This window comes from Microvirga sp. P4_A5, assembly GCF_056402495.1.
Window position 1 is genome coordinate 1 of sequence record NZ_JBFUHH010000033.1, and the last position, 13,462, is coordinate 13,462.

Here is a 13,462-nt window from a genome sequence, read left to right on the forward strand (position 1 = left end):
CAAACGTCATTCCGCATTCCGCCATGTGCTGCATGACAACGTCTGTGAATGCCGCTTCATCCTTGAGATAGGTTCCGGCGACCATCTGGTCCGATACCATGGACCGCACCTCCGACTGGGTCTGGACTAGAAATTCCTCAAGTGTCATTCGCTGAAAACTCCGTATTGCTGCATTGCAGCTCCAAGCGTCAAAGGGACGCAAGCCACGAGATCAAGATCAATTATGTATTCAACAGCGCGGATCTCGGGGCTTATCCTGCTGCGGACCAGTGCAGGGAACGTTTCGTTCACCTCGAAGAGTCGGATATTAGTGACGGTAAACCGGCGTTTGTAGAGTTCCGCAGCTTCGTCCACGAAACCGGACAGCAAAAGTGTTCGGTTTAGCGTCGAGAGCACCCCGTTATCGGCAGCAAGTTGCCTCACCTCGTCAATCAGCTCCGGAAGGGTCTGACCCTCGTCATGCAGACTGAAACGGATGGCGGCCAGAAGAACCGCCCGTTCTCTCATTCCGTCCAGCTGTTCCAGTGAGCTGATATTTGCAGAAAAGCTGTTCACAGACAGCGTTGACTTGATTTCGACGCCGATTACAGGAGTCTGGAAATCTTGGAGGCTTCTCGAGGGACCATTCCATGCATGCACCACGTCTGCAACAGCCGCTCCACCGGCGATCGCATCGCGCATGAAACTGAGCTCACCAAAAAGGCCAAGCTCCTCTTCGGGACGCAGGAAGTCTGTGCGTGGTTTACGCATGAACTCTTGCCATGCCCGGATCCTAGCCAGCATAAGGCTCAAAAGCCAAGAATCGGCCTGTGCCGTCGCGCGGGAGAGTGTAGAAACGATATCTGCTGCCATCTGGACGAACAGGTCGCGGCCGGCGCCGGACTGGCGCGTCAAGCATAGCCAAGTACTGAAACCCGTTGAAAAACTTTCCTTCGAGACCTCGACCCGGAAACCGGACCCTTCAGGAAAATCGGCCTTTCGGAGGTCTGAACCAACGTTAAAGCCGACCAGGAGAGTTTCCCCTCCCTCAGGAAAAACAATGCCACCCCTGAACCGCGGACTGGAGTGCCCGAGCGCCACGGTCAGCCAGCCCTTGTCGGCCGTCTGGCCAGCCAGGGCACGCCACGCAGTTTCCAGCTCGTTAGTATCAGTCAGCACCACCGTACTCCTGCGTCCATGCAACGTTGTTCACCTTGTACTCGACCTTCGTTCCCGAATGGCTCGACGGGAAGCTGATACCGAACGCGACGACAGGCGGGAGCAGTGGGTCAACGTGGCCCTTGGCCTCTGCCGGATCCAGAACATAGAGCAGCAACAATCCGCGATCGGGATGGCCGGGGTGTCCAGGCATTCCTTCCCCCCGAAGTCTGCGGATGGATGGTCCCGAGGGCTCATCCGGCTCCTCTGTTGATTTTGATCGAGCCGGGTCAGGCTTCCAGCCCTTCCTTGTCGTATCCAGCGCAGCGACCCACTCCCCGTCTGTCAGATCGATCGCCTCGTCCCGCGGTGAAAGCAATCGGCCGATGGCATACTTGCCGGCTGATCCCTCGGCGGCGCGGGTCAGCATCTGGATTTCTAGGTTTTCCGTAAGCGGAAAGGATTTTCCGCGTCCACTGCCAACCACAGCGACGGTCCAGTTGGTGAGTTCTCTCTCAAGGTTCATCCGGGTGATGAACTCGGCAAGTAAAACGCTGTTCACCTTGTAGGCGTCGGGATGGGTCTTGTATGCGCTCAGGAACTCGATGACCCGTGCTGCGGGGACGTCATTCCACAGGCGACCTTTCCACCGCTGTACACTGTCACCGCGCTGCCGCACAGGGTCGTTCTCACCGGGCCCGAGCTGATGCAGAAAGCTGGCTGTCGTGTCCAGATTGCGTTGCAAAACCCCCTTTTCGGCGAAAAGCGACACGGTTTCAGATACCTGACCACTGAACGACAGCATGAGGCTTCGCGCTGATCGCATTTTAAGCCGGGATGTCACGAGCAGAACCGGATGGGACTGGACCTTGAGCCCATAGTCCCGCGGTGTCGAACCCGCTGCTGCCATCAGATCGAACTCCTCTCGCAGCTCTTCCGCCGCGTCCGCAATATGTCCGAACCAGTCAGCAAGCTCATCGGTCGTGTACAGGCGGCACAGGTCGATATAACCCGATCGATAACCGAACCACCTGCCCATCTGCATCAGGGTATCGTACATCTTGGAGGTGCGCAGGAAGTAGCTGGTGCAAAGACCTTCCAACGTGAGACCGCGCGAGAGCTTGTCACCACCGATCGCGATAACCTTCAGGCCCTGTCCCTGCTGGTCGGCATAATCCAGCGCGTCCTTCGCTGTCCCGTTGATCATTCTGACATCGACGTCCGCGATAATCTGCGTGAGCGTTTCCAATACCTCGGACCACGCCGGCAGGCTGGCATCGTCTGAGAAAAAAGGGAAATCTGACTGCCCTATCGAGCTTGTCGGCACGAAATCTGAGAGCCAGAGCTGCTCCAGGCGGGCGACGGCCGCCTCATGGCCAATCCGACGAACAAGACGCTGCTTCAGCCCGGAAACGTAACTTTCGACCTTTTCATGGACGTGCTTCTGTACAGACGTAAATCTGGTCACATGAACGAGCATTGAGGAATGGGCATCACCTTGGCCCCTCAGATCGCGGACCGCACAGGCAATGAGAAACGAGTCAATCGCCTGCTCAAGTGTCAGAGGCAGGCCGCTTTCGCGGTTCGTCAGCGGCACATACCCGTTCTTGTGTGTATGCGGCATCCAGCCGCCTTTGCCGTCTTCGCCGGTTTGATCTGCGACCGGCCGGAACAGGGGCAGGCCGGCAGTGCGCCCGGACGTTGACTGCAATCCAAAAATCTGTGCTGGGCCGACATAACTGGAGGGGGCTGCCAGGTTTACGATGAACGCTGATGGAAAAAGATCCGGGCCTTCCTCTTTGGTTTGTCCTCTTTCGTGGATAAAAATGTTTGCGAACGGGGTCGCGGTATATCCGATATAGGCCGAGCGCGTGAAAGTATGGAGAATCTTGCGGGTAAGACTATTGATGGCGGTTGGCTGATGCTCTTCATCGGGCGCTCCGTCCTCACCGAAAACCTGTTCTCCTGTATCGACCGAGGCGTGGTCGGCTTCGTCATCGATCAGGAGGAGTGGCAACCGTTGCACAATCCGGCGTCCGTTTTCATCCTGCCCATCTGCGACGTGATGTCGTATCCAGCCGAGCAGTCGCTCCAGAACCGTCTTGTTTTTCTTGATGACAAACAACCAGGGGCGCTGTTCCGGCGTGATCCCGAGGGTATTGGCCCGGGCAGTGCTGAAGTCGCCGTTGTTGGTCCGGTTGGTAACATAGTTGGGCCGAATGGACGGATCCCGGTCGATGAGGCCAACGCCGATCTCACGAATATCATCAGCGATCGGTCGGGTTTCATAGCCGAGAAACCCTTCATCGAGACGCATCTGGGTCTGGGACCTGAGATTGTTGTGAAGGCCCGCGAGCACGATAATAATCTTGTATCCTGCGTCGGCTGCCTTGCAGACGAGCCCGGTATAGTTTCCAGTCTTGCCCGACTGGACGTGGCCGACCACCAGCCCGCGTCGGTCCCAGGTTCCGTCACGCGCAGGGTCTTCCAGCATGCCAAGTATTGTGTCCGTCGACCGATCGAGCCCATCCACCGCGACAACCGACATTTTTTCTTCAAGATATTCACGGTAACGCTGCCAGTAACGCCAGTCGCCTTTCCGGGCCGCGTTGAGCCAGGCTCTATGACCCTCATCGCTCTGGATGGTAGAATCCGCCCCTACCCATATGCTGAAGCGGCGCACCAGTTCGTTGATTGCAGCGTCGCGATCCAGTCCTTCTTTCCACGCCGGCTTGAACATCAGAACCTGATCGATCTTTGTGCTGATCAATCCGGGGCTGATCGCGCTTCGCTCCTCTTCCATCAGGAGTTCTTGGGCAAACTTGACAACTTTTTCGTTGCTCAAAAAACTATTCCCTTGGTTCATATGTGAGTGTTTCGACGAAGGTGGACCAGGCGTCGAACGGCTCTGTCGCTGCCATCTGCCGGCGAGCCTGTTCCTGCGATAGTCCCTTTCGCCTGACGAGATTGTTGAATACCGTCTGCATGATCGCTCTCAACTCGTCAGGAGGTGTCCCCTCGAAACCAGTTTTCGGTGTGTCCTTCGCCTCGGCTGTATCAAGCCAGATCTGCTGAACGGGAACGGTTTCCTCAATGATCCGGAGCATTGCTAGGACGTCGGCGCGCAGGGGACCCGCCTGCTCCAGTACTGCGGTTACCGCCGTATGATTTTCATCTATCCTGTATCGGATGCCGCCCGAGAGACGATCAGCCCGCCACGCGGGCGCGACCGGCCCGGCCTCTCTGCTTCGAACCGGTTTGCCGCGAAACGCAAACACCTTTCGTGCCCGCTGTCGGACATCTTCGGCAAACAAGGACAGCCGGGGACGAGCCTCCAATGGAGGCCGCGCTGTCGATTTGCGAATGTCGATCTTCCAGTCCTCATCGGCGCTGTTCGGGATATCCAGCTTGATCCGCGCAAGACGGAACGGCTCTTCCTTTGTCCAGGAACGGCCACGGCCAAGTCCGAGCCAGTGTCCTGCTACGAGAAGCCGTTCATTACGGTAGACGTAGAAGCCTTGCTGTGTTGTCCAGCCATCGGGTCCTGCCGCATCCGCCCAGGTTTTCTCCGGCAGACGATCCTTGTGCGGAAGAACGAACCCCTCGACTGCTATTTCGTATCCGTTGACAGAAAACCGGTCGCGACCGGAGCGCCACGTGTCTGCGCGGCCCTCCAAAAAGGGATCCCATGCCTGCACAGGTTTGCCATTAATGCGGATCGCCAGCTTGCGTGACGCAATGTACCGATGAAAAACCATTGCCAGATGTTTCTCGATTACATCGATCAGCTCGAGAAAATCCCTTGACCGTGCGTCGCGCGAAACGATGCGGTCCATGTTCTCCCAAAGCACGAGCGTGCCATGCTCGAGGCCTTCCAGATTTCCGAGTAGCCCTTTCGACCCTTGCGCCGGTCCTTCCAGAAGAGACCAGGAGCCGCTCCTGTCGTCGCGCAGAATATCGAGATCCCACCTCAGAATACTGGTAATGCCGTCTCTTCGTGACGCCACGGTAAGGCGGCGCGCCTGCGAAAATGATGCTGTTTTCAGGCCGAGGCCGAACCGGCCGAGATCGCCGGTACTGCGCTGTTCAAGCGGACTTCTCTCACCGAGGCGCATGGCCCGGTCGAGAAGCACGTCATCCATTCCTTCGCCATTGTCGAGAATGGAAATGGCGCTCGACGTACCCTTCCAGATGAAGGTTAGATCAACTGTCGTGGCATGCGCGGCAATGCTGTTGTCAATGATGTCAGCGAGGGCCGTGGCTGCAGAGTAGCCCAGACCACGCAGGGCCTCGATCATTGCGCTCGCGCGCGGCGGCGCATTTCGCGTGCCTGTAAACCCGACAGGTTCGTTCAAAGGTAGGCCTCCAGTTTCTTTAACCTTTTCGGGTGCCGGAGCACCCGCAAGCCCTTCGCTTCGATCTGCCGGATACGCTCCCTCGTAACGTCGAACTTTTCTCCGATCTCTTCGAGAGTGTGTTCCTCTACGCCCCCGATGCCGAAACGAAGGCGAATTACACGCTCCGTTCTCGCTGGCAATATCAAGAGCATTTCGCTGGTAAGGGAGCGAAGGTTTGCCAGATCATGACGGCGGTCGGAGAGTGGGATGCTGTCGTCGGCTCGCGCTTGGGAAACAGCCGGGAAGGGCGGGGTCGGGATAGCGAGAACTTTTCTGATCTTTTCGGGAGAAACCTCCAGTGCTCCCGCAATCTCGTCGATGGTCGCCTCGCGGCCGAGCCCGGCCTCCACTCGTTGCCGGATGCGTTCCGTCTTTCTGACGAACTCACCGATATGGACCGGGACTCGTATGAGGCGAGACTGGTCTTCGATGGCCCGCAGTATGGCCTGACGTATCCACCAGACCGCGTATGATCCGAACCTGCTGCCCTTGGTGCTGTCGTACTTTTCAACCGCCCGCATCAGACCGATATTACCATCCTGGATGAGGTCTTCGATTGGCAATCCTCTTTTGCGGTATCGATATGCGAGCCAGGGCACCAGCTTCAGGCCGCCTTCCATGGCCCGGTCTCTGGCCCTGCGGTAATTATTGAGTGCCAGTCTGAGACCGTCGAGGTTGTGCCGGTCTGAAATCTTTTTCTCGAGCTCATCGAAGAGTTTTATAAAATTTCGCAGGAAGGGTTCCGATGCTCTGGGTTCGTCAGTGCCCGTTTCTGACGTGCCATCATTTCCGGTCTCGAGAAAATCGCCCTGGTCGTCAGTCTCTTCCGTAGCATCGTCCTCAACGTCTCCGGTTGGCAGGAGTTCATCATGCAGAGCCAGCTGAGTTATCTTCAGAAAACCGAAGAACGCATCTACTAGGCGCGCCCGGGCGTCGGCAACCTTCGCAAAAATCCTTGACTCGCGATCTGGGCTGAACGACGCAAAACCGGCAATCTCCGCCTTGTATTTTTCACCGGTGCCCGGGCTGGTGGCACACATGTCATTGAGAACGTCGAAAGTCTCTTGGCAGAGCTGAAGATCCTGACTTGCCGGTTCCGCGTTGCTGATCGACTGAAACGGGTCTCCGGGGCGGGCGGCAAAAACCCTGACGTTGACGGCGGCGAGCAACAACCGCAATTGACGGATTTGTTCTGGTTTCGCCCGAGGCCATGCGGCAGTAACAGCGTCATCGGTAAGCCATCCCGCGGCGAGACCGCTCGCTATCATGGCTTGAACCGTCCGGGGGATCACAGCTGCGGTTTTTTCCGCGGTGATCGCTGGGAGGGTAATATCAGCGGCTTCCCATTCGTCGCGCTCCCGAGTCACGCGGAATAATGCGATGTCGGCCTGCAAGGCGATGACATCTTCATCAGCGACACGGCCGTTAACAGGAGCCTGAAACTCTTCCTCAGCCTCCCAGCCTTCGATGATCGCATCGCTAGGATCAGCGGCTGCAGCAGCGACAGTAAACGCAGGTGATACGGCGATCCTGGCCTGAAGACTGGCGGCGAGACCGTGATGACCGTATCTTGTCGCCAAATCAAAGGCAGTGCACCCGTCACCGTCGCGAACGGACGCGTCAGCGCCCTCGATCAGAAGTAAGTCACAAATGTACGACCGGCCATTCGTCGCGGCAATCATCAGCGGGGTTCTCCCGTGAGCATCCATGCCGTTGATCGGTGCGTCTCGACGGAGATGAAGCCGAACCGATGATTCATCGCCTTTTATCAGGGCTAGACGAAACAGGGGAGAAATAGTAGCGATCGAGGGTGACAGCTTGCGGATCTGACCATTCACGAAGAGCGTCCAAGACTTCTTGTCGCTGTCGTTCTATGCATTTGGCTGCCCCCCCCCGGTTTATATTTCGCCCGACACATTTCTACATTGCAACAATAAAAATACAACGCCCGTACGACGACCGAAATTGATCCGGCTCAGATCCCGGCCTGCCGACCGTTCACCGCCGTAATATAGTCTCACACACTGATCAGCCAATCCCGTTGCGCGGTTTGAACGAAGTCCGCATGCTTCGCGGGATATCCATCTGAAGATGCTTAGTCCGCATTTCATCAGTCTGGTTTTTGGAGATCCCGGGTTCGAGCGTCAGCAAATGCTTGTCCGGGATGCGCTCGGTTTCCGACACCACTTGGCGCCAGCGGTCCTTCAGTGTCGACTTGGATCCGAGCATCACTTGCCTGCGATCTCAATAGACGGCACGTCGCCGCGGAGCCAGGTGTCGCAGCGATCGATAACCTCGTCGAACGGCAGGCGAGTTTTGCCCTTCAGCGCGCACTCCCAGACGATGGCGACCCGCCATCCCATTGACTGGAGAGCTGCCACTGCTGCTGCATCGGTCTCACAATTGCGCGCAAGTTTCCCCGCCCAGAAGTCCACCCGTGTCGACGGCCACCTGAACAGATGGCATTGGTGCTGATGCCAGAAGCAGCCATGGGCAAACAGCACCGCGCGAAACCGGGGAAACACCAGATCGGGCTTTCCCGGCAGTGTGCGATCATGCAGACGAAAGCGAAATCCACGTGCATGAAGGCCCTTGCGCAACAGGATTTCCGGTCGGGTGTTCTTGCTCCGGATACCCGACATCATGCGGCTGCGCGTGGCAGGGTCGACAATGTCAGGCAACGTTGCGCACTTCCGCAGCCTCTGTTCCCACGGCAGCCCTGATGTGCGGCTCCATATGCCTGGCAATCGCCTTCACCACCGGGACGACTACTGCGTTGCCAAACTGGCGATAAGCCTGGGTGTCGGAAACCGGGATTTTCACCGGAGGTCGTCCGGCCTCGTCAAACCCCATCAGGCGCGCACATTCCCGGGGCGTCAGCCGTCGAGGCGGCTTCTTGCCCCGCTGTTTGATCAGGATCTCCGAGCCATCCTTGTGATAGCGCGCGGACAGGGTCCGGGCGACATCGGTAGGACCGACCAGTCCAAAGCCAAAGCCATTACCTTTCTGGCGATGCTTTTCTGCGTAATTCTGCAGGTAGGTCCAGAGGTGGTTCGACAGGGTGTATTTGCCTGCCGCCTGTGCACGGACGCCTTCCGAGTAGGGATGCTCCGGCTCCTCTCCCTTCCCATAGCCATGAAGGATGGACCGCAGCGTCGGGCTCGTTGATGGAATCGGCAGATCATCCAGGGAAAACGCGTTCGCCGAGCGAAACCCTACGATAAATACCCGTTCCCGGTGCTGCGGTGTCCAGGCCCGCGCGTCCAGTACCCGGACGCTGATCTGGTAGCCCAGCTCCCTCGTCAGAACATCACGGATGACCGCGAAGGTCCGTCCGCCATCGTGACTGGCGAGGTTCTTGACGTTTTCGAGCACGAAGGCAGCCGGCCGGTGCGCTGCGATGATTCGCGCGACGTCAAAGAACAGGGTGCCCTGTGCCTCGCACGCAAAGCCATGAGGTCGGTTCAGTGCATTCTTTTTCGAGACACCGGCAAGCGAGAAAGGCTGGCATGGGAAGCCGGCGAGGAGTACATCGTGAGCCGGTATCTCAATCTCCTTCACCTCTCTGATATCGCCAGCAATCGCGTGATCATCGTGAGGAAAATTGGCCCGATACGTTGCCTGCGAGAAGCGGTCCCACTCGTTGGTGAAGACGCATTCGCCATCAATGGATTCAAAACCGTGGCGCATTCCGCCGATTCCGGCGAAGAGGTCTATAAAACGAAACGCTGGTTTGTCACGGGTACGCGATCGCGCCGGCTGCAGGGAGCGGAGAAGTTCCAGTACGGCTCTCTTGGGAACACTCTCACCGGTGTCCCAGCGATGGGCGGTTCGCTCGTCATATCCCGCAAGTGAAGCGGCCTCTGCAACAGTCAGACCCGCGCTCTGGCGAAGCATCGAAAACTCAACCACGAATCAATCTCCCCTGGGAATTACAAGGACAAAATGTCGTAAAACCTCCCAGAGAACAAGGCATGAACAAATTGTCCCCAGATTTATCAGGTGGGGCGCACGAAACTCCGTTCGCGAACACAGATCGTCTCCTGAAAAGACCAATTGCTCAAGAATGATGAGGGTCGCCTCCAGGGCGCGCATTTGATCCAGAAGCCGATCCATCTGACGCGCACGTGTTTCGATCAGAGGGAGGGCGAAGTTTCTATTCGGGGGCGGAGAATTCCGTGCCTTGGGCTGCGGCCCAGCAGGCCGGAGGCGACCTGCACTGAACTGGCTGACAATCTCCCACACGCCGTCTTCCCCCGGCAATTGCCTTTGTCCGGCGTCAATGAATGCTTGCGGTGACCGGCAAGTCGAGCGGAAGACGAGCAACTAAATTGCTTTGTTGAGCGGCATTTGTCCTGTCGTGATCGGCTCTTCAGAGCCGGAGAATTATCTCGAACAGATATTTCCGCGCGCCAACTGCAGTTTGCGCGCGGAGTGGAGACCAAGAACCGCAACAAACCCGATTTCCTGTTTCCCAATGCATCGGCATATCGCGACTCCGATTTTCCCGCGAGTCGACTGACGATGCTGGGAGCGAAATCGACCTGCAAAGACCGATGGCGGCAGGTTCTGTCCGAGGCCGCCCGCATTCCCGAGAAACACTTGCTAAAGCTGGAGCCGGGAATTTCCGAGAACCAGACCGACGAGATACGCACGAAGAGCCTGCATCTTGTTCTTCCGCAGAGTATCCACTCCACCTATCGGCCAAACCAGCAAGTCTGGCTAATGAGTGTCGATGCGTTCATCGCTTTCGTCATCTCGCGGCAACTCTAAAGCGCGCTCTTGAATACCATGGCTGAGATATACAAAGCGCCTCATGGAACACTGCGTGCTACCGGTCTCCTAAGCCTCGGGGCAAAGCTCGTCGAAGTATCCGTGTTCAACGTCCGTATCTCTTCCGAGCGCCCCATTTTGGCAAGGCCTATATGCGCCTCGCAGAATCGTATAAGGGAGGGTTCTGCAGCAGGGGGTCTCATGGACTGCCACCATCCGTTTTGCACGATGCGATCCTCGCCAGGAGCGTGGAGCGATGTCGTCGATCTTCCAAGCATGAAGGTTCGATCGGCAGACCGGGGTCCCCTGCTCGCCCGCCTGAACGCCGACTTCAGCCAGAGCCCGAGAAACCCGCCTCAACCTCTGGGCATACCCACATCCAATGGAAATTTGCTGAAGCGCCTTTTGAGGCACTGTCCGTGCCTTCACAACCAAATTGATGTCGCCACCACACCGCGGGCCATTGTTCACTTCTGCGAATTGACACTGGGATGTCGGATTGACGCAAAGAACGTCCACGACGCGTTCCTCATCCAGCACCCGAGCAAAGGGCCCGGGTTCAACCCAGCTCCTCTAAAGGCGGCGGGAGATGGCGGCACAATCATGGAATTCCTGTGCAGCGAGGTGCTACGCTCCGCGGACATACCGCCGATGAAACTCAATGAGGAAAAATGGCCTGTCTGGCAGATGCCTGGTCACGTGCTCCTCAACGAAGGTAAAATGAACGCCTTGCGGGCCTTTGGTGATATCCTTGTTCCCTGCGCGCCGACCAACCTAGTAATCTCAGTCAAGAGTGAGGTAGCCCGTGAAAGGCTGCTATACTCATCCAACGCGATCGAAGGCATTGGTTTCGGCTTCTTCAGGGAGCCCGAAGAGTTCTGGACCGAAAGTCGAATGGCGCTCTACAAGAGAATGGGCTTTTCCGCCATCTACATGCCTGACCACACGCACCAGGCGGTCCTCGGACATATATCGCAAACAGGAACGGCAAAGCACGCGGTAAACATCAATGGCACCGACTTGTACCGTCCGCTCAGTCTCTTCGGGAACGACATGCATAGGGTTGTCGGGCGTTCCAGCATGCTCCTCTGAGGGCAGTTCCTGGTCGGTTCCAGTCAGCTGGGCCATGAATGGCAATGACGGTCCATCTGCGGCGGAGGGTCTGTGGTTGTGTCGCTCACTGATTGGTGAGCGGAAAGACGGTGCGAAACGCTTCCAATCCATCACCCTGATCGAAGCCAACTTTGGTGTCGCTAGGCGTCACCGCCTGACGATATCCCGTCTGACCAGCGGCGCACCCGAGACTGATCGTGTCGTGAGGAAGTGCAGCGCTTGCGATGTGCTGTCGACCTGATCATCGTTCCGTCCATTTGGAAACGCGAGCAGTTCGTGGATGTAGGTCGCCAGCCAGGGCGCTTCGGCAGGCAGGTAAACCTGACCCGCCTCGAAACGAACGGACTGGGCCTCAAGTCTCGCCCGCTTGTCGAATTTCGGACGGATTGTGAGAGCCCGCAGATCGCCGGAGCGGCGCAGGTCCTGCTCGAGCGCCCGACCGAGTTCGGTTGATTCAATCAGCGTCGCGTCGGCGTCGTGGCGGGCACTGACCTCGATGATCCGTCGTCGAAGGTCCGGGCTCTCCAGCCGTTCCCGAACGACCGCGATGAGGTAATAGTCGAGACCGACCGCTCCCCACACCGTGCCCACAGACCAGTCGCTGCTGTCCTCGAGGGTGGACGCTGTGTCCCAGGAGACGATCGTCCGGTCGAAGCGCGGCATCTTTTGGTAGTAGCGAAGCCATTCACGATGAATGACGTTACCATCCGCCGGTACCGGGTTCTGCTGGTACTGGGCGGAGAAGACAAGACTTCCCTGCACCCGTCTGAGGTTCTCAAGGACGTCTCGCGGTTCGCGCGCTTCGTGCAGCACTTCGCCCGCGGCCCGGTGGTAGCTGTCTCCGACCTGGTCGCTGAGCTGATAGTTCGCAGCTTCAGGAGCGATCGCCGGAAGACTGACGACCTCCCACTCTTCCTGTCCCAGCACATGCCCGACAAGATCGTTCTCGTGGAGGCGCTGCATGATGATGAGAATGGCGCCTGTCTGTTTGTCGTTCAGGCGGGTGTACATGGTGCTGTCGTAGAACTCCGCCACATGCCGCCTGCCCGCTTCCCAGAAAGCTTCGGTCGCCTTGATGGGATCGTCCATGATGATGAGATCGGCGCCCCGGCCAAGGATTGCTCCGCCGACCCCGGCTGCGAGGATGGAACCGCGCCTCGTCGTCTCGAGCTCAAGTTCGCGCGGCCGGCCTGACGTAAGCTGCATCTGCGGATAAAGGCCGCGATACCAGTGGCTCTGGATGATCGCTCGCCGGTCCAGACTGAACTTTCGCGCCAGGTCCTCGGTATGGGACACACAGATGATGCGTCTGGTTGGGTTGCGCCCCAGGATCGCCGCGGGAAGCGCCACCGAGGCTAGCAGGGACTTGCCCGACCGCGGCGGCACATTGATGATCACGCGACGTGCCTCGCCGCGCATGACGCGCGACAAGACCTGACAAAGATGCTCCTGATGCCAGTTAGGCTTGAACACAATTCCCGGCTCAAGGGTCTGGAAGACCTTCTGGTGAAAGGACATGAGGTCGGAGCGAAGGATCGCGCGGACCTGTCGAGCCCGCTCGTCAAACGTCGGCATCGACATCCTCGCTTTCCCCATGATCGCCATCAGCGCCAGCTGACATCACGGCGTTGCGGATTTTCGCTCGTTGTAGCCGCTGCTCGCGCTCATAGAAGGCCTGAAGCACCGCAGCATCGTCCGTACTCTCGTCAGAGACAGGTTCATCTTGAACAGGCGTGACGGGGCGTGCCTGCTGCATCACCAGCTTAAGGGCCATCTTGGGGTCTTTCTGTGCCCCGCCAACCGCGATCAGCGCCAGATAATGCGCCATGGTGATCGAACTGCCATCGGCGAGCTTCATCTCCTGCTGGAGAACCGCTTCCAACTCCTCGCCAGGGGCCGGCTTTACCTTGCGGGGACGTCCCTTCGGATTGGGACAATGGCCTTTGGCAAAGCGCCCCCTGGCTGTTCGCGACGGGTCGATGACACGATCCTTTGGGGGGCGGCCGTCGCCCCCCTTCCCTTTGTTCTGCGCCATGTCACCA

At 58.1% G+C, this 13,462-nt stretch carries 10 protein-coding genes and 1 pseudogene; 2 read left to right on the forward strand and 9 right to left on the reverse strand.

Annotated elements, in window-relative coordinates; translation table 11 throughout:
* Positions 1 to 144 precede the first annotated feature (144 nt).
* The 7 genes from AC1DVM_RS11065 to dcm form a co-directional block, all read right to left on the reverse strand.
* Positions 145 to 1,158, reverse strand: coding sequence for a PD-(D/E)XK motif protein (locus AC1DVM_RS11065; protein WP_477254486.1), 1,014 nt, complete (start codon positions 1,156 to 1,158; stop codon positions 145 to 147).
* Positions 1,148 to 4,003: a Z1 domain-containing protein gene (locus AC1DVM_RS11070; RefSeq protein ID WP_477254487.1), complete on the reverse strand. Its 2,856-nt coding sequence runs from the start codon at positions 4,001 to 4,003 to the stop codon at positions 1,148 to 1,150. Before AC1DVM_RS11070 ends, AC1DVM_RS11065 begins: the two co-directional genes overlap by 11 nt.
* Positions 3,987 to 5,492: an ATP-binding protein gene (locus AC1DVM_RS11075; protein WP_477254488.1), complete on the reverse strand. Its 1,506-nt coding sequence runs from the start codon at positions 5,490 to 5,492 to the stop codon at positions 3,987 to 3,989. Before AC1DVM_RS11075 ends, AC1DVM_RS11070 begins: the two co-directional genes overlap by 17 nt.
* On the reverse strand, positions 5,489 to 7,372 hold the full coding sequence (locus AC1DVM_RS11080) for a sigma-70 family RNA polymerase sigma factor (protein ID WP_477254489.1): 1,884 nt from the start codon (positions 7,370 to 7,372) through the stop codon (positions 5,489 to 5,491). The genes AC1DVM_RS11075 and AC1DVM_RS11080 overlap by 4 nt, the downstream gene beginning before the upstream one ends.
* Before the next feature lie 190 nt (positions 7,373 to 7,562).
* A complete protein-coding gene (locus AC1DVM_RS11085; RefSeq protein WP_477254517.1) occupies positions 7,563 to 7,763 on the reverse strand; it encodes a type II restriction endonuclease in 201 nt (66 codons plus the stop codon).
* Complete coding sequence (locus AC1DVM_RS11090) at positions 7,763 to 8,215, reverse strand: very short patch repair endonuclease (protein WP_477254490.1); 453 nt, start codon at positions 8,213 to 8,215, stop codon at positions 7,763 to 7,765. The genes AC1DVM_RS11085 and AC1DVM_RS11090 overlap by 1 nt, the downstream gene beginning before the upstream one ends.
* Entirely contained in the window at positions 8,208 to 9,446 is a 1,239-nt protein-coding gene (gene dcm / locus AC1DVM_RS11095) for a DNA (cytosine-5-)-methyltransferase (RefSeq protein WP_477254491.1), read from the reverse strand. The genes AC1DVM_RS11090 and dcm overlap by 8 nt, the downstream gene beginning before the upstream one ends.
* Before the next feature lie 435 nt (positions 9,447 to 9,881).
* Here dcm and AC1DVM_RS11100 point away from each other — a divergent pair.
* Together AC1DVM_RS11100 and AC1DVM_RS11105 are read left to right on the forward strand one after the other, a co-directional pair.
* Positions 9,882 to 10,307 (forward strand): annotated as a pseudogene (locus AC1DVM_RS11100) (type II restriction endonuclease); the annotation flags it as partial.
* A gap of 18 nt (positions 10,308 to 10,325) precedes the next feature.
* Entirely contained in the window at positions 10,326 to 11,399 is a 1,074-nt protein-coding gene (locus AC1DVM_RS11105) for a hypothetical protein (RefSeq protein WP_477254492.1), read from the forward strand.
* 168 nt (positions 11,400 to 11,567) lie between these two features.
* On the opposite strand, the gene terL is transcribed toward AC1DVM_RS11105, so the two are convergent.
* Positions 11,568 to 12,995, reverse strand: a complete 1,428-nt coding sequence (gene terL / locus AC1DVM_RS11110) for a phage terminase large subunit (RefSeq protein ID WP_477254493.1) — start codon at positions 12,993 to 12,995, stop codon at positions 11,568 to 11,570.
* Positions 12,982 to 13,455, reverse strand: coding sequence for a DUF5681 domain-containing protein (locus AC1DVM_RS11115; protein ID WP_477254494.1), 474 nt, complete (start codon positions 13,453 to 13,455; stop codon positions 12,982 to 12,984). Before AC1DVM_RS11115 ends, terL begins: the two co-directional genes overlap by 14 nt.
* Positions 13,456 to 13,462: the final 7 nt, after the last annotated feature.

What these genes read in the sequence shown, in the direction of transcription:
- AC1DVM_RS11070 (WP_477254487.1), bottom strand. Translation starts at nt 4,003, where the DNA reads ATGAACCAAGGGAATAGTTTTTTGAGCAACGAAAAAGTTGTCAAGTTT.
- AC1DVM_RS11085 (WP_477254517.1), bottom strand. Translation starts at nt 7,763, where the DNA reads ATGCTCGGATCCAAGTCGACACTGAAGGACCGCTGGCGCCAAGTGGTG.
- AC1DVM_RS11105 (WP_477254492.1), top strand. Translation starts at nt 10,326, where the DNA reads ATGGCTGAGATATACAAAGCGCCTCATGGAACACTGCGTGCTACCGGT.
- terL (WP_477254493.1), bottom strand. Translation starts at nt 12,995, where the DNA reads ATGCCGACGTTTGACGAGCGGGCTCGACAGGTCCGCGCGATCCTTCGC.
- AC1DVM_RS11115 (WP_477254494.1), bottom strand. Translation starts at nt 13,455, where the DNA reads ATGGCGCAGAACAAAGGGAAGGGGGGCGACGGCCGCCCCCCAAAGGAT.